We start from the raw sequence: 20,425 nt of genomic DNA on the forward strand, positions 1-20,425 counted from the left end.
TCTCCTTGACGATGGCCGCGATGGCGGCCGCGAGTGAAGCCCGCCGACCCGTGGTGAGTGGACGTGTTGGCATGTGCACCATATGTGACGCAGGTGACATTCCTATCCCCAGGAGTAGCCAACCAGATCATCGTTAACACTGGGTTACTAAAAGACCAGTGGCCCCGGAAGTTTCGGGGCGACTGGTCGTGATCTGTGGACGAATGGCGCTATCTGCCCGCGTCCTGGAGTGTTCCTGTCACCGGTGTCTCCTCCTGCTCGGCGACCAGGCACAGGATCTCCCGGTCACCCTGGGCGTCCCAGCTCTCCTCGACGGGGTAGAAGTAAAGCAGCTCGAGGACGGAGGCGTCGTAGTCCACGCCGATGAACGCCCTGAACTCCTCGGCGCAGAACTCGGTGGCCGCGGCGTTGGCCTCGCCCTGGCCGGGGTACTCGCCGTCGGACATCCGCGTGGCGGCGAAGGCCTCGAACACGTGCCGTTCGTCGCATGGAACGACCGGGATGTCCGAGCGATCCTCCAGGCCGGGGTCGTTGATGCACTCGCCCACACCGATCGGGGAGGCCCCTGCTGTGGCCGTGCTGTCGGGGCTCTGCTCCGGTTCCGCGGGTTCCTCCGGTCCGAAGACCCCGCAGCCCGCGACCAGAACGATGGCTGCGACCGATCCCATGGCCGACGCCGTCACCCCCCGTCGGCGCGACGACGTCCGTCCGCCCTGCCTCCTGTGCATTGCACCCCTGTCCCCGGCCACGCCTCCGTGGCGCGGCTGCTGCTCCTCGGGACAGTACCGCACGACGGCGCACCAGCGGCGACGGCGCGGCACGGGCCCCGACGGTCCCGGAGGCCGAAGCCCCAGCCGATGGCGACGTCGGAGGGGCGTGCACGATCACCCCCTGGGGAGGAGGTACGGGACCGTCAGAATCGCTAGCGTGACCGGCGGCGTACCCGTCTCCCGACGGGGTGCCGCTGGACACCGCAACAGGCCGCGTGCGCGCGCCGAGCACGGATCGACCCAGCCCTCGGCGGCGGGGCCGGTCCCTGAGGGAAGAGGGAGGCCGTCGATCATGACCGAGACCACGGTGGAGCACCCGAGTGTCGAGGAACGTGCCGCGAAAGGCAAGGCGTGCAGGGAGGAGTCGCCGCTGTCCGGCCACAAGGGCTGGACCCCGGCGACCGGCCGCCCCGATCCGGTGGCGCTGCTCGAGGAACAGAACCGAACCCGTGACCCGGATCTCGTGCCGGTGCGGCACGGGCGGATGCTGGTCTCGCCGTGCACGTTCTACCGCGGCGCAGCGAAGATCATGGCCGCCGATCTGAAGGACACGCCGCGCACGGGCCTCGTGTCCCAGCTCTGCGGGGACGCCCACCTGTCCAATTTCGGCGTCTTCGCCTCGCCGGAGCGGAACCTGCTGTTCGACCTCAACGACTTCGACGAGATCCTTCCGGGGCCGTTCGAGTACGACGTCAAGCGCATGTCCGCGAGTTTCACGATCGCCGCCCGGAACAACGCATTCACGGCGGACGAGGTCCGCGACGTGACGCTCACGGCGGTGCGGGCCTACCGCGAGGCGATGGCCGAGTTCGCGCAGATGCGCACGCTGGACGTCTGGTAAGCCCGCCTGTCCGAGGAGCAGTTGATGGACGCCCTGGACCTGGTGGTGCAGACCCAGAAGGGCAAGGCGCTGAAGAAGGCGCAGAGCGGGGTCAAGGCGGCGCGCCGAAATGTGGACAAGGCCCGCACCCGGGACAGCCTGCATGCCCTTGCCAAGCTCGCCGAGCTCGTGGACGGGAAGTACCGGATCGTGAGTCAGCCACCGATCGTCATTCCAATGCGTGAGATGGGGGGCGCGCAGGGTCTGTCGGCGGACGAGGTGGAATCCGCGATTCATGAACAGCTCCGGTCCTACCGCTCCACACTGCCCGCCGACCGACGCCAGCTGCTGGAACGTTTCGAGGTCGTCGACGTCGCCCGCAAGGTCGTGGGGGTCGGCAGCGTGGGGATGCGGGCGTTCATCGCCCTGCTCCAGGGCCGCGACCAGCAGGATCCCCTGTTCCTGCAGGTCAAGGAGGCCACGCGGTCGGTGCTCGAGGACCACCTGCCGAAGAGCCGGTTCAGGCAGCCCGGCGAGCGCGTGGTGCAGGGGCAGCGGATGATGCAGGCAGCGAGCGACATCTTCCTGGGGTGGACCAAGGGGGTGCAGGACGACCGGTACCTGTACTGGCGCCAGTTGCGCGATATGAAGGGCTCCGCCGTGGTCGAGGGGATGAAGCCACTCGCCATGACGTTCTACGCCAGTGCCTGCGGGTGGACCCTTGCCCGGGCGCATGCCCGCTCCGGCGACCCGATCGCGCTCGCCGCTTACCTTGGCAGGAGCGACAAGTTCGACCGCTCCATAGCCGATTTCTCGGCACGCTACGCCGACCAGAACGAACGGGACTACGAAGCGTTCGCGAAGGCGATCAGTTCAGGCCGTCTGGAAGCATCCGACTCCGTCTAGGCCGATGGTGCAGCCACTCGGGACGGCCCGTGCCGCAACGCCGGAGGCCGGTCCGGTCGATCCTTCGATCGGCCGGACCGGCCTCCGGTCGGTGCAGCTGTGGCTCTCGCGGAAGGTAAGGGATTCGAACCCTTGAGACGGGGTAACCGCCCACTGGTTTTCAAGACCAGCTCCTTCGGCCGCTCGGACAACCTTCCCGCCGTTAGTGTTTCACGAGGTGAAGGTGACCCCCAAATACCCAGGAAAGAGAGTGGAGGCCGGTATGCGTGCAGTCGTGATCGAGGGGGAGGGCGGGCCCGAGGTCCTCTCGGTGCAGCAGGTCCCCGCACCGGTGCAGGCCGCCGGCGAGGTCCTCATCGACGTCGTCGCCGGGGGCCTGAACCGTGCCGATGTACAGCAGCGACGCGGCTTCTATCCGCCACCCGCCGGTGCGTCCGCCGTCCCGGGGCTGGAGGTCTCCGGGCACGTGGCCGACGCGGGCGATTCCGGCTTCGCCGTCGGGGACGCCGTCGTCGCCCTGCTGTCCGGCGGCGGGTACGCCGAACAGGTCGCGGTCCCGGCGGGACAGGTGATCCCCGCACCGGTGGGCGTGGGCCTCGTGGAGGCCGCGGCGCTTCCGGAGACGGCCGCGACCGTCTGGTCCAACCTCGTGCTGCAGGCCGGTCTCGCGGCCGGCGACCACGTGCTGATCCACGGTGCGTCCGGCGGCATCGGCCTGATGGCCATCCAGGTGAGCCTCGCCGTCGGTGCGGTCCCGCACGTGACGGCGGGATCGACTGCCAAGCTCGATGTCGCCCGGTCCCTGGGCGTCGGGTCCCTGATCAACTACCGCGACCAGGATTTCGTCGCGGAGATCAGGGCTGCGACCGGCGGGCGGGGCGTCGATGTCATCCTCGACGTCGTCGGAGCGGGCTACCTGGCGCGCAATATCGAGGCGCTCGCGACGGGCGGGCGGCTCGTGGTGATCGGCCTGCAGGGGGGCGCGAGGGCCGAACTCGACCTCGCGGCGCTGATGGGCAAGCGGGCGAGCGTGGCCGGTACCACGCTGCGGTCCCGTCCCGTCGAGGAGAAGACGGCGATCATGCGTGCGGTGCAGGAGAACGTCTGGCCCCTCGTGACCTCCGGCGCCGTGCGACCCTTTGTCGACCGGACGTTCCCGCTCGAGGAGGTCATGGACGCGCACACCTATTTCGACTCCGGCGAGCACACCGGCAAGGTCCTGCTGACTATGGGCTAGGAGCGCCGGGTGCACGTCCCGGTCGGGAGGGGGCCCGCTCGGCGCAGGTAGGTGTACGTTCGGCGCAACCCCTGGTCCAAGGGGCTTGCCGTGTGATGTACGCCTCACTATGTTGCTACTTTCGTGTGCATCACACTCTCTCCTTGAGGAGCACCATGAGCAATAAGCAGAACGGGTCCCACCGGCACGACGCCGTGCTGGTGACGGACCCGGACCTGCCGCCGGTCGCCGTCGACCCGCAGCAGGCCGAAGCAGAAGACCGCCGGTGGACGCCGGCGAAGATCGCCCTGTGGGTGGGGATAGCGCTGCTGGGCGGCGTCTCATGGACGATCCTCGCAATCGTCCGGGGCGAGACCGTCAACGCCATCTGGTTCGTCTTCGCGGCGGTCTGCACGTACCTGATCGCCTACCGGTTCTACTCGAAGTTCATCGAGCGGAACCTTCTGAAGCCCGACGACCGCCGTGCGACCCCAGCCGAGTACAAGGCGGACGGGAAGGACTACGCGGCCACCGACCGCCGCGTGCTCTTCGGCCACCACTTCGCCGCCATCGCCGGAGCAGGTCCCCTGGTCGGACCGGTGCTCGCCGCGCAGATGGGCTACCTCCCCGGAACACTGTGGATCATCATCGGTGTGATCTTCGCGGGTGCGGTGCAGGACTACCTCGTCATGTTCTTCTCCATGCGCCGCGGCGGACGCTCGCTCGGGCAGATGGCGCGCGAGGAACTCGGCCTCATCGGTGGCACTGCCGCGCTCATCGCCACCCTCGCGATCATGATCATCATCGTGGCGATCCTCGCCCTCGTGGTCGTGAACGCCCTCGGCGAGAGCCCGTGGGGCGTCTTCTCCGTCTCCATGACCATCCCCATCGCCCTCTTCATGGGCGTCTACCTGCGCTACCTGCGGCCCGGTAAGGTCACCGAGGTCTCGGTGATCGGGTTCGTGCTTCTCCTGCTCGCCATCATCGGCGGCGGCTGGATCTCCGAGACCGCCTGGGGCGTCGAGCTCTTCACGCTCGACCGCATCACGATCGCCTGGGGCATCATCATCTACGGCTTCATCGCGGCCGTGCTGCCGGTCTGGCTCCTGCTCGCCCCGCGCGACTATCTCTCCACCTTCATGAAGATCGGCACGATCATCATGCTCGCCGTCGCGATCGTCATCACGCGGCCCGAGATCAGCGTTCCCGCGGTCACCGAGTACGCGACCACCGGGCAGGGTCCGGTCGTGGCCGGCACGCTGTTCCCGTTCCTCTTCGTCACCATCGCCTGCGGTGCGCTCTCCGGCTTCCACGCCCTCATCGCTTCCGGCACCACGCCGAAGATGATCGAGAAGGAGCGCCAGACGCGGTTCATCGGCTACGGCGGCATGCTCATGGAATCGTTCGTGGCGATCATGGCGCTCGTCGCGGCGCTGTCCATCGACCGCGGGATCTACTTCGCCATGAACTCCTCGGGGGCAGCGACGGGCGGCACCATCGAAGGCGCGGTCGCGTTCGTCAACGGCCTCGGCCTGACCGGCGTCACCCTCACCCCGGAGGCGCTCAGCACCATGGCCTCCAACGTGGGTGAGGAGTCGATCGTCTCCCGGACCGGTGGCGCACCAACCCTCGCCGTCGGTATCGCCCAGATCATGCAGGGCGTCTTCGGCGGCGCCGGGATGATGGCGTTCTGGTACCACTTCGCCATCATGTTCGAGGCCCTGTTCATCCTCACTGCGGTCGACGCCGGCACCCGCGTGGCACGGTTCATGCTGCAGGACAGCATCGGCAACTTCGTCCCCCGCTTCCGCGATACCTCGTGGCGTACCGGGGCCTGGATCTGTACCGCGATCATGGTGGCCGGGTGGGGAGCGATCCTCATCATGGGTGTGACGGATCCGCTGGGCGGCATCAACACGCTGTTCCCGCTGTTCGGCATCGCGAACCAGTTGCTGGCAGCCATCGCGCTCGCCGTCTGCATGGCGATCTGCGCCAAGCGCGGGCTCTTCCGGTTCCTGTGGATCCCCGCCCTGCCGCTGGCGTTCGCCGCCGTGGTGACCATTACGGCGTCGTTCCTCAAGATCTTCTCGCCGGTCCCCGCCATCGGCTACTGGGCGCAGCACACGGCATTCCGCAATGCGCTCGCTGCGGGCGAGGAGAGCTTCGGTGCAGCGCCGACCGTCGCGGCCATGGAGGCGGTGGTCCGGAACACCTTCATCCAGGGCACACTGTCGATCGTGTTCGTCGTGCTGGCCATCATCGTCATCGCCACCTCGGTCATCGCCACCATCAAGGCCTACCGGAACGGTGGCGGACCGGATGCCGAGGATGCTCCCGTGGCCTCGCGCGTCTTCGCGCCTGCCGGTCTCATGGCCACCCCGGCCGAGAAGGAGCTGGAGGCCCAGTGGGCCGACCTCGCACCCGGTCAGCGGCCGGCGAGGACGGGGCACTGATGACCGTGCCGCAGGTGCTCACCCGGGCTCGCGACACCGCGCGGGAGCTCGCCTGGCTGTTCAAGGGCGTCATGGGCGAGAACGCCTACCAGGCGTACCTCGACCACCATGAGCGCACGCATGCCGGTGGTGTCCCCATGACCGAGCGGGAGTTCTGGCGGGACAAGACGGACCGCCAGGACGCGAACCCCGAGGGCCGTTGCTGCTAGGCGGTATTACATGACGGAGCCCGACGCCGGTGGATCGGCGTCGGGCTTCGTCGTTCCCGGAACCTCGTCCGCCCGCCCGACCCGGCGGATGTCTCGCCATGACGTGCTGCCGGCACGGGAGCAGGGGCCGACCTGACCGGCTTCCGAGGGTTGTGGGAGCATAGCGGGATGACTGAACAGCAGCCTGACGGTCCGTCCGATCCGGTGCCCACGATCACCGACGGCACCCCGGATCAGCCACAGGCCCCGGCCGGCGGGACCGCCCCGGACGACGCCGTACCGGGCGAGGTCGGGACCGTACCTGTGCCGACGGACGGGCGCCCGACGCCGCTCTCGGACCTCGTCGACGAACCTGCGAAGGTCATGCGGATCGGCACCATGTTCAAGCAGTTGCTGGAGGAGGTGCGCAGTGCACCGCTCGACGACGCCGGACGCACCAGGCTCGCCGCTATCCACGAGCGCTCGGTGCGGGAGCTCGAGGACGGCCTCGCGCCGGAGCTGGTCGAGGAGCTGCACCGCATCCATCTGCCCTTCGACGATGACACGGTTCCCACCGACGCCGAATTGCGCGTCGCGCAGGCACAGCTCGTGGGCTGGCTCGAGGGCCTCTTCCACGGCATCCAGACGGCGCTCGCGGCACAGCAGATGGTCAACCAGCAGCTGGCCGCCCGCCTCCAGCTCCGCGAGCTTCCTCCCGGCACGGTGATCGCCCCCGGCGTGGTCATCGGTGAGGACGGCGAACCGAAGCGCACCCCGCCCGGCCACCAGGCGGTCCCGCACCAGACCGAGGGCCACGGCCCCGGCCAGTACCTCTGACGGCCAGGTGGCTTTCTTCGCCGCGGCGCGGCAGGGCCGCAGGGACGACGCCGAGCTCGGTACCGGGGTATGGCGCCGCGCGCACGACCGCTTCCGCCGGGGCCTGGACCGTTATCACCAGATCCTCGAGGGCATCGAGGACGACGACGTCTACAACGAACTCGTCGCGGTCGCCGACGAGCTGGGTGCCATGCTGCCGCGCGTGCGGGCCATCTGCGTGGACGCCCAGGCCTCGTCCCCGAGTACCGGCCTTGACATCCCGGGCGCACTCCTGCAGGTCCACCGGGCGCTGTCCCGGGCCGGGAACACCCTCGCGACGACCGCGGAGGCCGCCGCGATGACGCGCCTCGACGGCGAACGGTGGGGCGTCGCGTCGTCGGGCCTCGACAACGTACGACGCCGCGCCCGGCTCGTGGCGGAGGACGTCGAGGAAGCCGAACGGGCCATGCCCGGCGGTCAGTAGGTCAGCAGGGTGGTCCCGGGTTCGACGGCGACGTCCCACACCTCGAGTTCCTGCCCACCACACTCGTCCCGTTCGCCGGTCGGGGTGCCGCTGATGAACGGTGCCTGCCGTTCGTCGTCCACGAACGGGTAACCGCGGTCGTTCAGGACCGTCAGCACCTTCCGGCCGCGCCGGGGGTCCCCATTGGGATAGGCCAGGACCTCCGTACGCTCGTAGGCCGAGAAACCCTCGGGCCAGCGGAGCAGGACCGCCCGCCCGTCGTACTCGAAGACCACACATGCCCGGCTGTCCCCCGCGGGCAGGACGCGGAAGGTGCCCAGTGGACTTCGGGGGTGGTTCTCCACGTCGTCCTCGGGCGGGCGGGTGCCCAGGGTGGCCTCCTCGGGGACCAGCCCCGGAGGTGTCCCGTTCGTGTCCAGGCCGAGTTCCTCCGCCGGCAGCGCGTGGATCGCGTCGCGCAGTTCGTCCGGCAGCGGTGCAGGGTCGCCCGCGATGGTCGTCGCCTCCGGGGAACGGCGGTCGACGAGGGTCAGGACCGCCTCGTCCTCCTCGAGCGGCGAGAGGGTTCCGTCGCCGTCGCGTACCAGGAACATCAGCCGGTCCGGCGTGAAGAGATTCCGGCTGAAGGGGCGTTCGAGGGTGCTCCGCCCGGTGACGTCGATGGTCAGGGTGGTGCCCTCGGCGGCGCCTTTCACGATCTGCACCACGGCCGCGGCCTGCAGCATCCGCAGCTCGCCGTCGACCTGCGTGGGTTGCAGGTCCGCGATGGACACGACGGCGACGACGTCGGCCAGGGCGAACAGCCGCTCCGCGTCGCCCGCCGGTCCGGGGGTGGCGCGGGGGATGAGGACCGTGACCAGGCCGGCCAGGACGGCGAGCAGACACAGGGTTCCGACGATTGCCCCGGTCCGGCGGCGGGGCACACCGATGCGGGCGGAGAGCCCGGGGTCGTCCTCCTTCACCGGCGGGACGTCCTCCTTCACCAGCGGGACGTCCTCCGTCGTGGCGGCCGGGGCGACTGGGGCATCCGGCATCGAGGCCGATGCTGCCTCGGCAGCAGCGGAGGCGGGCGCGGCTGGTGCGGCAGCGGTCCCAGCCGGGGGAGGCTCTCCGACGACCGGCGGAACAAGACCCGTGCTGCGCCGCCCGTCGATGCTGCGCAGCGCTCCGCGGCTGCCGGCGAGGTCCGTACCGGTGATCGCGGCGGCCGGATCGGCGGCGGCCAGTGCGGCGGCGAAGGAGGCGTCCGGAAGCGCCGGAGCTTTCTGCTGCGGGGCCGTCGGGACGCCGATCCCCGCCTGCCCTGCCTTCGCATCGCCGACCGTCACATCGACGGCCGTTGCACCGACCCGTCGGGCTGCACGCGCGCAGGCGGTTTCGACGGCGACAAGGCGCCGGGGATCGCTCCCGGTCATCCGGGCCGCGTCTTCGACCGGCAGGCCGTCCCAGTGATGCAGGAGGAGGAGTTCGCGGTCGGCCGGGGCAAGGTCGGCGAGGGCGGCCTTCAGGGTCGGGTCCCCGACAGCGCGTGGAGGCAGCGTCGTCGGCAGGTAGCGCTGCAGGGCGTTCCTGGTCGCACGCAGGACGGCGACGCGGTCGGCGCCGAGGGCGGAGGTTCCACCGTCGACCGGGTCAGCCAGCTCTCCCGCGTCGCGCGGGTGGGTCGGCTCGGTCGGGTCAGACGGCTCACCCGGATCGACCCGCTCGGCATGGTCGCGCGGGTCGGCCTGGCTGCGCGGAGCGACACCGGGCGCCGCGCCCAGGGATCCGACGGCTTCGAGGGCCGCGGAGGATGCGAGTCGCAGGGAGAGTGATCGGCGGAAGGCGTACCGGTACGCGGCGTCGTGGAGTGCGGCTTGGGCGCCGTCGTCGTCGAGCACGTCCCACCCCGATCCCGCGTACCGATCAGCGCGGCCGAGGGACCGGGACGAAAGCACGCTGGCTGATAGTTGTCGGTGGGAACCGAAATAAACGGGCTGCATCCTTGGTTCCCGCCTATATGACTACATCACCAAATCTTACGTTCAACGACGGCCACACGATCCCGCAGCTCGGCTACGGTGTGTGGCAGGTCGAGGACAACGTGGCCGAGGACGTCGTCGGCAGGGCCTTCAAGGCCGGGTACCGCCACATCGACACCGCCAAGATCTACGGGAACGAAGCCGGCGTGGGCCGCGCCATCGAGGCCTCGGGCCTGGGCCACGACGAAATGTTCATCACCACCAAGCTGTGGAACGCCGATCAGGGCTACGAGAGCACGCTCAAGGCGTTCGAGGAGTCCATGGAGCGCCTCGGCCTCGAGACCCTCGACCTGTACCTCATCCACTGGCTGCAGCCCAAGCAGGGCAAGTACCTGGACACCTGGAAGGCTCTCATCGAGCTGCAGAAGCAGGGACGCGTCAAGAGCATCGGCGTCTCCAACTTCACCATCGAGGCCCTCGACGAGATCATCGACGCCACCGGCGTGGTCCCCGTCATCAACCAGGTGGAGACGCACCCCTTCCTGAACCAGTCGGAGCTCCGCGCGTACGAGGCCGAGAAGGGCATCCTCCACGAGTCGTGGTCGCCCCTCGGCTCCGGCAAGGGACTGCTCGACGACGCCGTGCTGCAGGACATCGCGCAGAAGCGCAACGCCACGCCCGCGCAGGTCGTCCTCGCCTGGCACCTCGCGCTCGGCAACGTGGTCATCCCGAAGTCCGTGACTGAGTCGCGCATCATCGAGAACTGGGAGTCGCTCGACGTGAAGCTCGAGGACGAGGACATCGAGGCCATCAACGGCCTGGACAAGGGCGCGGCCGGCCGCATCGGCGCCGATCCCGCGACAGCCGACTTCGCGTAATACCGCGTCCCGCCTGCTCGTCGGGCACGGATGGCGTGAGCGCGACGGCGTGACCCGCCGCGCCTGCGCAACGACGAGACACACAGGAGCCGCCCGGCATCACCGGGCGGCTCCTGTGTGTCTCCGACCACGCATGCGGACACGAAAAAGCCCCGGTAGCGAACCAACCGGGGCGATCGTGGAGCCTCCTGCCAGAGTCGAACTGGCGACCTTCTCATTACGAGTGAGACGCTCTACCGACTGAGCTAAGGAGGCAATGCTTCCTGATCCCGGACGTCGCCCGGGGCCGATCCACAAGTGACAACTTTATAGGAGGGGTCGGCCGCGGTCAAAATGGTGCTCGCGTCCGGGACGTCGCAACCGGTCTCCCTGGGTGCTCCATCACGGAACCGGGCACGTGCTCAGCAGCGGGCGCCGTCCTCCGGAACCGTCCCGTCGATGAAGAAGTCGTCGACGAGGTCCAGGATGCAGTCGTTCGAACGGCCGTACGCGGTGTGGCCCTCGCCGTCCCACGTCACGTGCACGCCGGACTCCAGCTGGTCGGCCAGCGCCGTCGACCATCCGTACGGTGTCGCTGGATCCCCGGTGGTGCCGATGACGACGATGGGGTCCGCACCCACCGCCTGCACGGGCGCGGGGTCGAGGACCGGCGGGTACTTCCACGCGGCGCAGGTCACGCCGCCGAAGGCGAGGAACCGGCCGAAGGTCGGTGACGCCGCGACGAGTTCCTCCTCGTCGGCGCGCATCTGGGCAGGGTCGCTCGTCATCGGGTAGTCGAGGCAGTTGACGGAGAGGAAGGCCGCCGTCGAGTTGCCTGCGTACGTGCCGTCAGGCTCGCGTTCGGCGGCAAGGTCCGCGAGGTAGAGCATGGTGGACGCGTCGCCCTCGAGGGCGTCGGAGACGGCCTGCGTGAGCGTGGGCCAGTTCCCGTTGTCGTACAGCGGCAGGATGAAGCCCTGGACGAAGGTGGAGATCGGCACGCGGCGGCCGTCCTCCGCCGTCATCGGCTCGCGCTCGACGGCGGTGAACAGGTCCTGGATCTGCCGGACGCCGTCGTCGACCGTGCCGGTGTAGGGGCACTCGGAGCCCTCCAGGCAATCGGCGACATAGGCGCGCAGCGCCTTCTCGAAGCCGTCGGCCTGGCCGAGGGTGATCTCCTCATTGCTCAGCGACGGATCGATCGCGCCGTCGAGGACGAGGCGCCCGGCGCGTTCCGGGAACAGCTCGGCGTAGGTGGCTCCGAGCTGCGTCCCGTAGGAGAACCCCAGGAAGTTCAGCTTCTCGTCGCTCACCAGGGCCCGCAGGATGTCCATGTCCCGTGCGGCGGACTCGGTGTCCACGAAGCCCAGCAGTTCACCCGTGCGTTCGGCGCACACGTCCGCGAACTCCTTCGCGTCGACCGTCATGAGGTCGAACAGCTCGTCGGGTGGTGCGTCGACCGGGTAGGTCTCCTGTCGGGCCTCGTCCTGCTCCGCGTCCGTGTAGCACTCCACGGCGCTGGACCGGTTGACGCCCCGGGGGTCGAAGCCGACGACGTCGTAATCCTCCCGCAGCCGGTCGCTCGTGACGTAGTCGAGGGAGTCCTTGACGATGTTGACGCCGGACCCGCCGGGTCCGCCCGGGTTGATGAGGATCGTCCCCTGAGCATCACCGGAAGCATCCGCGCGGATCGCCGCGAGGTCGATACTCGCCCGTCCGGGGTCGGCGTAGTCCAGCGGCACCTCGATCGTCGCGCAGGAGAACGATCCCTCGCAGCCCTCCCACTGCACGTCCTGCGTATAGAAGGGCTGGAGGTCCGCGTCCACGTCACCGATCGACGCCGGATCAGCGGTCTCCACTGTGCCGACGGGCGGGTCGGGTCGACTGTCGGGCGCGAGCAGCATGCACCCGGAAAGCCCCAGCACGACGGCGGCGGACGTTGCGAGGAGCGCGACGGTGCGACCGACGGGCCCTCGCGGATCGTCGTCGAGGGGGTGGAGCGATCCGCCGGTCATCGGTCGAGATCCTTACGGGACAGAAGGCTCACCATCATCGCTTCGATTGCCAGCAGCGGGGACACGTTGGTGCTCACGAGCCGCGTACGCACCTCGTTGATGGACTCGAGCCGGAGCAGCGTGTCCTCGGGGGTTTCCCGGCGGGCGAACTCCTCGAGCTCGGGCCGCAGAGGCTCGTTGACGAGCAGCTGTCCGCTGGAGACCTGGAGCATCAGCACGTCCCGGTAGAAGGAGATGAGGTCCGTCAGTGCGCGGTCGAAGTAGTCGTTCTTCGAACGCTTGGCGCGTCGCGTCTGGTCGTCCTCGAGCCTCTTGATCTGTGCGCGCATCGACGGCGGCAGGACGCCGGTCTCGGGAGCGCCGAGGGTGGCGAGCAGGACTGTCCTCTCCTCGGCGTCGCGCTGCTCGAAGGAGCTCTGGGCCTCCGTCTCGGCGAGCTTCACCAGATCCGCCGCGGCACGCATCGCACCGGCCACCGAGCGCAACGTCAGCGGGAGCCGGACGATCTGGTTACGGCGTTCGCGGGCACCGTCGTCCGTGGCCAGTCTCTTCGCGATACCGATGTGGCTCTGGGCTGCGCGGGCGGCAGCCTCCGCCGTCGTGGCATCGATCCCGTCGCGGGCGACGAGCAGATCGGCGACGTCCTGCACGGGTGGCAGCCGGAGGCCGACGGACCGGCACCGGGAGCGGATGGTGACGAGCACGTCGCCGGGGCTCGGGGCGCACAGCAGCCAGATGGTGCGCGGCGGCGGTTCCTCGATCGCCTTGAGCAGCACGTTGGTGCTGCGCTCCTGCATGCGGTCGGCGTCCTCCACGATGATGATGCGCCAGCGCCCGGTGGACGGCTTGTCCTGTGCCTTGCGGACCAGTTCGCGTGCCTCGTCGATGCTGATGGTCACCTTCTCGGTGGTGACGTTGGTGAGGTCGGCGTGTGCCCCGGAGAGGACGGTCCGGCAGGCCTTGCACGTGCCGCAGCCCCGCTCACCGAGGGCTTCGCGCTCGCAGAGCAGGGCGGCGGCGAAGGCGCGGGCGGCGTTCGACCTGCCGGAGCCGGGCGGGCCGGTGAAGAGCCAGGCATGCGTCGGTGCGCCGGACTCCGCCGCGCGGCGCAACTGCTCGACCACCTGATCCTGTCCGCGGAGGTCGGCCCACACGCCTGAGGCGGGGAGGCTGCGCGTCACGGCGCTCATGCCGACACCCGGGGGAGGGCGCCGAGGATGGAGCGGTGGAGGTCCTCGGGCGTCCCCGACGCGGCCAGGACGAGGTACCGGTCTGGTTCCGCGTGCGCGAGGTCGAGGAAGGCGGCGCGGATGCTGGCGTGGAAATCATCAGGTTCCGACTCGAGGCGGTCCTCGGCGGCCGCTCCGGTGGTGCGGCGGTTTCGTCCCTCGGCGGGTTCGACGTCGAGCAGGACGGTGAGGTCGGGGCGGAGCCCGTCGGTGGCCCAGAGATTCACGTCCAGGACGGCCTGTGTGCCCAGCCCGCGCCCGGCGCCCTGGTAGGCGACCGAGGAGTCGAGAAAGCGGTCGCAGACGACGACGTCGCCACGCTCCAGTGCGGGCACGATCACCTGCTGGACGTGGGCGGCCCGAGAGGCGGCGAACATGAGGGCTTCTGTACGAGCGTCGATCTCGCCGTGGCCGTGCTCGAGGACGAGCGAGCGCAGTTTCTCCCCGATGGGTGTGCCCCCGGGCTCCCGTGTGCGGAGTACGGTGTGGCCGCCGGCCTCGAGAGCCCGGCAGAGCAGGGCGGCCTGGGTGGACTTGCCCGCGCCGTCACCGCCTTCGAGCGCGATGAAGAGCCCGGGAAGCCCGTGCGGGAGGGGAAAGGTCACGAGCCCAGCCTACCGAGTGGCCGTGACATCGAAGCCACAGGACGGGCGATGTGCGGTGGGCGTGCCTTCCCGCTCATGGTCGACGGAAGTTGTCCACATACCGGCTCCCGCCGGATTCGTAGAACGTCTGTACTAATAATCTTGGTCCATGGCGACAGCAGTGGTGGAACGATCGACGACGGCGCAGGCCCTGGGCCAGGAGCGGTCCCGGCTCGCGCACATCGCCGAGGAGTTCGAGACAGAAGCAGGCCTGATCTCCACGGCCGATCTCGCGGCGGTCCTCGGGGCTGTGGAGCACCTCGCCCGGGTGGTCGAGTATCTGCAGGTGGTGGGCGCGGCCGCGGCGGACCAGCAGGAGATCGCGCGGGTGGGGGAGACCCGGAACGGACTGGGCTGGAGGGGCACTCCGGCCGTTCCCTGTGACAGCCACGAGTTCAGGGACACTGCGGAGTATCTCCGTGCACGCCTGGGTATCACGCGGCAGGAGGCGCAGCGCCGCATCCGTCTGGGAAAGGCGGTGCTTCCCCGGCGAACCGCCACCGGGGAGCCCTGTCCTCCCCTGCTCGGATCGGTCGGTGACGCGTTCAGGGCCGCGGGGATCAGCTCGTATGCCGCAACGCGGATCAGTGATGCGGTGGAACGCGTCCGGCCCGGCGCCTCGACCGTGCAGCTCCAGGCGATGGAGGAGAGTCTGGCCGCGCAGGCCGCGGAATCGGATGCCGACCTGTTGAACGTGGTCATCCGACGGTGGGAGGCGGCGCTCGATCCCGACGGGGCCGAGCCCACCGAGGAGTTGCTGAAGGCGCAGCAGGGCGTCTTCCTGCGGGGCAGACGACGCGGGCTGCACCGGCTCGAGATCGCGGCGGACGACGAGCAGTTCGAATACCTCCTCACCGTCATGAACACAGCCAGCAATCCACGAACCCTGCGCGACGGCAGCGGGTCAGGAGGACGTGATCGCGGGGCTGGGAGCGTGGCTGCCGGCGGTGACCGCTCCGGTCATTCCGGCGGGATCGGCGGCACCGGGCCGAGGTGGGAACACCGGACCCGAGCCCAACGCCACCTCGACGGGCTGGTCGGTGCGTGCCAGGTCGCCCTCGCCACGGACACGCTCCCTGCAACCGGCGGCCACCGACCCCAGGTGATGGTGACCATCGATCACCGGGCTCTCGTCGAGGAGCTGCGCGGCACCGGGTCCGGCCGATTCGCCGCACCCTCCCGTGTTTCTCCACCGGATCCCGGGGGCGGCTACAGCATCTTCGGTGGTCCTGTCACCGCGCGGACCGTGCGCAAGATCGCGTGCGATGCAGACCTCATCCCGGTGGTCCTCGGCGGGCGCGGGGAAGTCCTCGACGTCGGTCGCGCCCGACGGCTGTTCGGCGTGGCGCAGCGGCGGGCGCTGGTAGCCCGGGACAAAGGGTGCGCCTTCCCGGATTGCACGGTCCCCGCCGTCTGGACGGAGGCGCACCACATCACCCCGTGGGTCGCAGGGGGACGAACGGACCTCTCCAATGGCTGTCTTCTGTGTTCTTTCCACCACCGGCTCGTCGAGCGCGGCAACTGGGCGATCGAGATGAGGCACGGTATTCCCTGGTTCACGCCACCGCCCTACATCGACCCCGGCCGCACGCCGCGCCGGAACAGACACCGCGAGCTGACCCTCGACGGGACACCATGAGGACGGTCCGTCAGCCGAGTGGGCCGGGCGGGGCGGTGCAGACCATTATGACCCCCTCTTTTCCGGGCCTGCGCTGTCCCGACTTACGCTGACTCCATGACGACATCTCGCGAGGATCTGCTGCACACCGGGCTCGCCCCGGACACCCTCACCGTCGCGGCAGGCCGCCCTCCCCGAGAACACGACTCCCCGGTCAACGCGCCGATCGTGCTCTCGACGACCTACCACGAGACACGCGCCCCCGAGCAGGGCGATCGCATCTACGCCCGTGGGTCCAACCCGACCTGGGATCCGTTCGAGGAAGCGCTCGGCGCGCTCGAGGCCGCAGCCCTTCCTGCCCTGGTCTTCGGTTCCGGCCTCGGCGCCGCAGCGGCCGCACTGTCCCTCGTCCCGACCGGGGGAGCGGTGGTGATGCCACGGCATGCCTATGCCGGGTCGATCAGCCTCGCCGCCGACCTCGCGGCACAGGGACGGTTCGAACTGCGCACGGTCGACATCGCGGACACTGCGGGCGTCCTCGCCGAACTTGATGCGCTCGCCGCACGGTTCGATCCCGGTCAGGTGATGCTGTGGCTCGAGAGCCCCACCAACCCGATGCTCGAGGTTGCCGAACTGGTCGTCCTGACCGACGCAGCTCAAGCGACCGGCGCGCTCGTCGTCGCCGACAACACCTTCAACACGCCCATCGTGCACCGGCCCCTCGAGTCCGGCGTCGACGTCGTGCTGCACTCGGTCACGAAGTGGCTGGCAGGGCATTCCGATGTCGTCCTCGGCGCTCTGGTCACCTCCGACCCCTCGTTGCGTGAGCGGCTGCTGGCGCACCGCACCCTGCACGGTGCTATCGCAGGACCCTTCGAGGTCTGGCTCGCGCTGCGTGGACTGCGCACCCTCGCCCTGCGCATGGAGCGGAGCCAGGCCACCGCGGCCCTCCTCGCGCACCGTCTCACCGACCATCCCGCCGTCCGCCGCGTGCGGTACCCGGGCCTCCCCTCCGATCCGGGGCACGAGCGTGCGGCCGGTCAGTTCAAGGGCTTCGGGGGGATCGTCAGCATCGAGCTCGACGACGTCGCGACCGCGGACGCCCTCGTCGCAGCTGTGCGCCTCTGGCTCCCGGCGACGTCGCTGGGCGGTGTCGAGTCACTCGTCGAACGCCGTCGGCGCCAGCCGGCCGAGCCGAAGACCGTCCCCGAAGCACTCGTCCGCTTGTCGGTGGGTATCGAGAATCCGGACGATCTCTGGGCGGACCTCGACCGGGCTCTTCGACAGGCGTCGGGTGAGCCTGGTGCGGACGAGCTGCACGCGACGATGGGCGCGGTGGTTCAGGAGTCGACGTGACCGCCGGGGTCGGCCCGGGGGCCTCCGCACGTGGAGTCCCGCCCGCGGCGTCATCAGCACCGCCTCCGGGACAAGCCAGCTAAGCTGATTCCGTGACCCTCGTACTGACAATCCAGGCCTACCTGTACCTCGCCCTCGGCATCGTGGCCCTCGGCATCGAGGTATGGGCTCTCTCGGACTGCGTGCGGCGTCCCGGCACCGCCTTCGAGGCCGCCTTCAAGCGGACCAAGGGGTTCTGGCTCGCTATCACGGGCGGTGCCGTCGTGGTCGGTATGTTGTCCGTGCTCGGTGGCGCGGCCGGTTTCAATCTCTTCCAGCTGGTCGCCATCATCGCGGCCTGCGTGTACCTCGCCGACGTGAAGCCGGCGGTCAGCCAGACCTCGGGTCGTGGCGGCAACCAGGGCCCGTACGGTCCCTGGTAGCGGCTCCTAGCCCGGAGCGACCGCACTCCAGGCCACCGTGACCTCGCCCAGACGCCAGCGCGAGGGCCCGTCCCGCACCGGCCAGCCGGCGGCCTTCATCGCTGCGCACGTCGCCACCCACCGCTGCTGGTTCCCGAAGGACGCGAGCGACGCGGCATCCAGCCAGGCCCGGTCCAGTGCACTCAGGTAGGCGTGCACCCGCTCGCCTTCGATATTTCTGTGGATCAGGGCCTTCGGCAGTCTCTCCGCGACATCCGACGGGAGCGTGAACGCCCCGAACCGCAGCGAGATGCTCAGCGACTCCGGTCCTGCCGGCCCGACAGCAGCCCAGGTCGAGCGGCGGCCGATCTCGTCGCACGTCCCGTCGATGAGCAGGCCGTCGGGTGCCAGGCGTCCGCGGACCTCGTCCCAGTAGGCTCCGTACTCGTCCTCGTCGTACTGTCGCAGTACATTGAACGCGCGGACGACGACGGGGCGTCGACCGGCGAGCGGCAGCTCGAACCCGCCCTGCCGAAAGCTGAGGCCGGGTCGAGTGAGGGGCTCGGCGCCCGCCACCCGTGCAGGGTCGATCTCGATCCCGATCACCTCGACGTCGTCGCGCACCGCCCGCAGACGGGTGAACAGTTCGACGGCCGTGACGGGAGCGGCGCCGTACCCGAGGTCGACAACGAGCGGGTCGGCAGCCCGGCGCAGGCGGAACCCGTGCGCTCCGGCGAGCCAGCGATCGACACGGCGGAGGCGGTTCGGGTTGGTCGTGCCGCGGGTGATGGTCCCCAGAGGCTTGGGGGGACGGAGACGCGAAGGCACCCGTCAACACTAGGGCACGACGGAGGGGCCGCCGCGCCGGGTGGCCCGAGCCGTGGGGGCGTTCCCGCGGTTCGGTGCGGATGCCCCGGCTCTGCGTCGGCGGCTCTGCGTCGGCGCGTCGGTTCGATGCCACCGTCCCGTGTGACCGGCGGTCACACGACATCCCAGCATGACCGCCACAGCACGATGCGGCAGACTAGGACGCATGACCTACACACTGATCCTGCTGCGCCATGGCCAGAGCGACTGGAACGAGAAGAACCTCTTCACCGGATGGGTGGACGTCGCACTCACGGAGAAGGGACGCGAGGAAGCAACCCGCGGCGGCCACCTCCTGACCGAAGCCGGCATCCTTCCCGACATCGTGTACACGTCCCGGCAGAAGCGCGCCATCATCACCGCCAACCTCGCCCTCGAGGCGGCGGACCGCAGCTGGATCGACGTCAAGCGGAACTGGCGGCTCAATGAACGCCACTACGGAGCGCTGCAGGGCAAGGACAAGGCCCAGACCCTCGCCGAGTACGGCGAGCAGCAGTTCATGGAGTGGCGCCGGTCCTACGACACCCCGCCGCCGCCGCTCGACGACTCCAGCGAGTACTCGCAGGCGGGCGACCCGCGCTACGCCGACCTCGGCGACTCCGTGCCGCGCACCGAGTGCCTGAAGGACGTCCTCGAGCGCTTCCTTCCGTACTGGGAGTCGGACATCACAGTGGACATCAAGGCCGGCAGGACCGTGCTCATCGCCGCCCACGGCAATTCCCTGCGGGCCCTCGTCAAGCACCTCGACGGCATCAGTGACAAGGACATCGCCTCCCTGAACATCCCCACGGGCATTCCCCTCGTGTACGAGCTGGACGAGGACCTCAAGCCGGTCAAGGCAGGCGGCACCTACCTCGACGCCGACGCCGCAGCCGCTGCGATCGAGGCCGTCGCGAACCAGGGCAAGCACTAGCAGGAAACGGGGCAAGCACCAGCAGCCGGACGCAGGTCCACCCAGGAACTGAACGACGGCGGCCCTCGCCGGGACCGCCGTCGTTCAGTTCGTTCCGGGAGTCGTCAGATGAGCGGAGCGACCGGGTGCCATTCTCCGGTGACGAGGTAGGTGACCTTCCTCGCCACCGAGACGCCGTGGTCGGCGAAACGTTCGTAGTAGCGACTTGCGAGGGTGACGTCGACGGTCGTCGGTGCGCTCTCGTTCCAGTCGTCTGACGCGACAGCCTTGAAGACGCTGGCATGCAGTTCGTTGACACGCGCGTTGGCGGCCCCGATCTCGTTGCTCAGGTCGAGGTTGCGCGTCTCGAGGAGCTCCTTGACCTTCGTTGCGATCTGCACATCGAGCTCGGCGAGTTCGTCGAACGTCGCCCGGATGCTTTCCGGGATCACGTTCGCGGGGAAGCGCAGACGCGCCAGTTGGGCGATGTGGCGGGCGAGGTCACCCATGCGCTCGAGTGACGCGCTCATGCGCAGTGCACCGACGATCATCCGGAGATCGGATGCTACGGGACCCTGGAGCGCGAGGATGTCGATGGCCCGCTCGTCGAGGGAGTTCTGGAGGAAATCGATGCGCGCATCCGCGGCGATCACTTCCTGCGCGAGCTCGGTGTCAGCGCTCTGGAAGGCGTTGTTGGCCTTCTGAATGGCCTCGGTCACCAGCTGGGAGATCTCGATGAGCTCCTCGCCGATCTGGTGAAGCTCGGCCTGAAAAACCTTACGCACGTGGCGTCCTTCCCTGGAAGTTTCGAATCGAACCGTTCCCACAGTTCCGCCGACGAGCATTCCAGCCAGCGGTGAACTGTTTCTCCGCTTTGTGTGAACGTTAGTTGAACCCCTCGGCTAAAGCCACCGGATGGGCCGGCCCGGAAA

17 protein-coding genes, 2 tRNA genes and 1 pseudogene are annotated in these 20,425 nt (G+C 69.2%); 11 read left to right on the forward strand and 9 right to left on the reverse strand.

Annotation, left to right across the window (positions count from 1 at the left end; genetic code table 11):
- Window positions 1-209: 209 nt before the first annotated feature.
- The gene (locus tag ACX80F_RS09210; protein WP_459336076.1) at window positions 210-668 is read right to left on the reverse strand and encodes a septum formation family protein; all 459 of its coding nucleotides are present in this window, start codon (window positions 666-668) and stop codon (window positions 210-212) included.
- A gap of 394 nt (window positions 669-1,062) precedes the next feature.
- Between ACX80F_RS09210 and ACX80F_RS09215 the strand changes: the two are divergent.
- A pseudogene (locus ACX80F_RS09215) lies at window positions 1,063-2,496 on the forward strand (DUF2252 domain-containing protein).
- 109 nt (window positions 2,497-2,605) lie between these two features.
- On the opposite strand, the gene ACX80F_RS09220 reads toward ACX80F_RS09215, so the two are convergent.
- A tRNA-Ser gene (locus ACX80F_RS09220) sits at window positions 2,606-2,693 on the reverse strand.
- 65 nt (window positions 2,694-2,758) lie between these two features.
- Between ACX80F_RS09220 and ACX80F_RS09225 the strand changes: the two genes are divergently transcribed.
- From ACX80F_RS09225 to ACX80F_RS09245, 5 genes are all read left to right on the forward strand, one after another.
- Window positions 2,759-3,733 (forward strand): NAD(P)H-quinone oxidoreductase, encoded by a 975-nt coding sequence (locus ACX80F_RS09225; protein WP_459336077.1) that lies wholly within the window; start codon window positions 2,759-2,761, stop codon window positions 3,731-3,733.
- Between the two features lie 155 nt (window positions 3,734-3,888).
- Window positions 3,889-6,165, forward strand: coding sequence for a carbon starvation CstA family protein (locus ACX80F_RS09230; protein ID WP_459336078.1), 2,277 nt, complete (start codon window positions 3,889-3,891; stop codon window positions 6,163-6,165).
- Window positions 6,165-6,374 carry a YbdD/YjiX family protein gene (locus ACX80F_RS09235; RefSeq protein ID WP_459336079.1) on the forward strand — a complete coding sequence of 70 codons (210 nt, stop codon included), beginning with the start codon at window positions 6,165-6,167 and terminating at the stop codon, window positions 6,372-6,374. The genes ACX80F_RS09230 and ACX80F_RS09235 overlap by 1 nt, the downstream gene beginning before the upstream one ends.
- A 168-nt stretch (window positions 6,375-6,542) precedes the next feature.
- Window positions 6,543-7,190 carry a bacterial proteasome activator family protein gene (locus ACX80F_RS09240; RefSeq protein WP_459336080.1) on the forward strand — a complete coding sequence of 216 codons (648 nt, stop codon included), beginning with the start codon at window positions 6,543-6,545 and terminating at the stop codon, window positions 7,188-7,190.
- 7 nt (window positions 7,191-7,197) lie between these two features.
- Window positions 7,198-7,653 (forward strand): hypothetical protein, encoded by a 456-nt coding sequence (locus ACX80F_RS09245; protein WP_459336081.1) that lies wholly within the window; start codon window positions 7,198-7,200, stop codon window positions 7,651-7,653.
- On the opposite strand, the gene ACX80F_RS09250 is transcribed toward ACX80F_RS09245, so the two are convergent.
- Window positions 7,647-9,590, reverse strand: a complete 1,944-nt coding sequence (locus ACX80F_RS09250; RefSeq protein WP_459336082.1) for a hypothetical protein — start codon at window positions 9,588-9,590, stop codon at window positions 7,647-7,649. The two genes, ACX80F_RS09245 and ACX80F_RS09250, sit on opposite strands and share 7 nt — an antisense overlap.
- Before the next feature lie 62 nt (window positions 9,591-9,652).
- Between ACX80F_RS09250 and ACX80F_RS09255 the strand changes: the two genes are divergently transcribed.
- Window positions 9,653-10,492, forward strand: coding sequence for an aldo/keto reductase (locus tag ACX80F_RS09255; RefSeq protein ID WP_459336083.1), 840 nt, complete (start codon window positions 9,653-9,655; stop codon window positions 10,490-10,492).
- A 179-nt stretch (window positions 10,493-10,671) separates the two neighbouring features.
- Here the strand turns inward: ACX80F_RS09255 and ACX80F_RS09260 are convergent.
- The 4 genes from ACX80F_RS09260 to tmk form a co-directional block, all read right to left on the reverse strand.
- Window positions 10,672-10,747 (reverse strand) — tRNA-Thr (locus ACX80F_RS09260).
- Between the two features lie 146 nt (window positions 10,748-10,893).
- On the reverse strand, window positions 10,894-12,486 hold the full coding sequence (locus tag ACX80F_RS09265; RefSeq protein WP_459336084.1) for an alpha/beta hydrolase: 1,593 nt from the start codon (window positions 12,484-12,486) through the stop codon (window positions 10,894-10,896).
- Complete coding sequence (locus tag ACX80F_RS09270) at window positions 12,483-13,676, reverse strand: DNA polymerase III subunit delta' (protein WP_459336085.1); 1,194 nt, start codon at window positions 13,674-13,676, stop codon at window positions 12,483-12,485. The genes ACX80F_RS09265 and ACX80F_RS09270 overlap by 4 nt, the downstream gene beginning before the upstream one ends.
- Window positions 13,673-14,320 carry a dTMP kinase gene (gene tmk, locus ACX80F_RS09275; protein ID WP_459336086.1) on the reverse strand — a complete coding sequence of 216 codons (648 nt, stop codon included), beginning with the start codon at window positions 14,318-14,320 and terminating at the stop codon, window positions 13,673-13,675. Before tmk ends, ACX80F_RS09270 begins: the two co-directional genes overlap by 4 nt.
- Before the next feature lie 148 nt (window positions 14,321-14,468).
- On the opposite strand from tmk, the gene ACX80F_RS09280 reads away from it, so the two are divergent.
- The 3 genes from ACX80F_RS09280 to ACX80F_RS09290 all read left to right on the forward strand — a co-directional run bounded on the left by ACX80F_RS09280 (window position 14,469) and on the right by ACX80F_RS09290 (window position 17,755).
- Entirely contained in the window at window positions 14,469-15,998 is a 1,530-nt protein-coding gene (locus ACX80F_RS09280; RefSeq protein WP_459336087.1) for an HNH endonuclease signature motif containing protein, read from the forward strand.
- A 96-nt stretch (window positions 15,999-16,094) separates the two neighbouring features.
- A complete protein-coding gene (locus ACX80F_RS09285; RefSeq protein ID WP_459336088.1) occupies window positions 16,095-17,333 on the forward strand; it encodes a trans-sulfuration enzyme family protein in 1,239 nt (412 codons plus the stop codon).
- Between the two features lie 92 nt (window positions 17,334-17,425).
- Window positions 17,426-17,755, forward strand: coding sequence for a DUF2516 family protein (locus ACX80F_RS09290; RefSeq protein ID WP_459336089.1), 330 nt, complete (start codon window positions 17,426-17,428; stop codon window positions 17,753-17,755).
- Between the two features lie 6 nt (window positions 17,756-17,761).
- Here ACX80F_RS09290 and ACX80F_RS09295 read toward each other — a convergent pair whose 3' ends face one another.
- Window positions 17,762-18,562 (reverse strand): class I SAM-dependent methyltransferase, encoded by an 801-nt coding sequence (locus tag ACX80F_RS09295; RefSeq protein ID WP_459336090.1) that lies wholly within the window; start codon window positions 18,560-18,562, stop codon window positions 17,762-17,764.
- A gap of 205 nt (window positions 18,563-18,767) precedes the next feature.
- Between ACX80F_RS09295 and ACX80F_RS09300 the strand changes: the two genes are divergently transcribed.
- Entirely contained in the window at window positions 18,768-19,514 is a 747-nt protein-coding gene (locus ACX80F_RS09300; protein WP_459336091.1) for a phosphoglyceromutase, read from the forward strand.
- 104 nt (window positions 19,515-19,618) lie between these two features.
- Here the strand turns inward: ACX80F_RS09300 and phoU are convergent, their stop codons facing one another.
- On the reverse strand, window positions 19,619-20,278 hold the full coding sequence (gene phoU / locus ACX80F_RS09305) for a phosphate signaling complex protein PhoU (RefSeq protein ID WP_459336092.1): 660 nt from the start codon (window positions 20,276-20,278) through the stop codon (window positions 19,619-19,621).
- Window positions 20,279-20,425: the final 147 nt, after the last annotated feature.

It is taken from the genome of Arthrobacter sp. TMS2-4, from assembly GCF_054511075.1.

Coding starts and splice junctions, on each gene's coding strand:
- ACX80F_RS09280 (WP_459336087.1), top strand. CDS start 14,469: ATGGCGACAGCAGTGGTGGAACGATCGACGACGGCGCAGGCCCTGGGC.
- ACX80F_RS09255 (WP_459336083.1), top strand. CDS start 9,653: ATGACTACATCACCAAATCTTACGTTCAACGACGGCCACACGATCCCG.
- ACX80F_RS09235 (WP_459336079.1), top strand. CDS start 6,165: ATGACCGTGCCGCAGGTGCTCACCCGGGCTCGCGACACCGCGCGGGAG.
- ACX80F_RS09300 (WP_459336091.1), top strand. CDS start 18,768: ATGACCTACACACTGATCCTGCTGCGCCATGGCCAGAGCGACTGGAAC.
- ACX80F_RS09265 (WP_459336084.1), bottom strand. CDS start 12,486: ATGACCGGCGGATCGCTCCACCCCCTCGACGACGATCCGCGAGGGCCC.
- ACX80F_RS09210 (WP_459336076.1), bottom strand. CDS start 668: ATGGGATCGGTCGCAGCCATCGTTCTGGTCGCGGGCTGCGGGGTCTTC.
- ACX80F_RS09285 (WP_459336088.1), top strand. CDS start 16,095: ATGACGACATCTCGCGAGGATCTGCTGCACACCGGGCTCGCCCCGGAC.
- ACX80F_RS09230 (WP_459336078.1), top strand. CDS start 3,889: ATGAGCAATAAGCAGAACGGGTCCCACCGGCACGACGCCGTGCTGGTG.
- ACX80F_RS09240 (WP_459336080.1), top strand. CDS start 6,543: ATGACTGAACAGCAGCCTGACGGTCCGTCCGATCCGGTGCCCACGATC.
- ACX80F_RS09270 (WP_459336085.1), bottom strand. CDS start 13,676: ATGAGCGCCGTGACGCGCAGCCTCCCCGCCTCAGGCGTGTGGGCCGAC.
- ACX80F_RS09225 (WP_459336077.1), top strand. CDS start 2,759: ATGCGTGCAGTCGTGATCGAGGGGGAGGGCGGGCCCGAGGTCCTCTCG.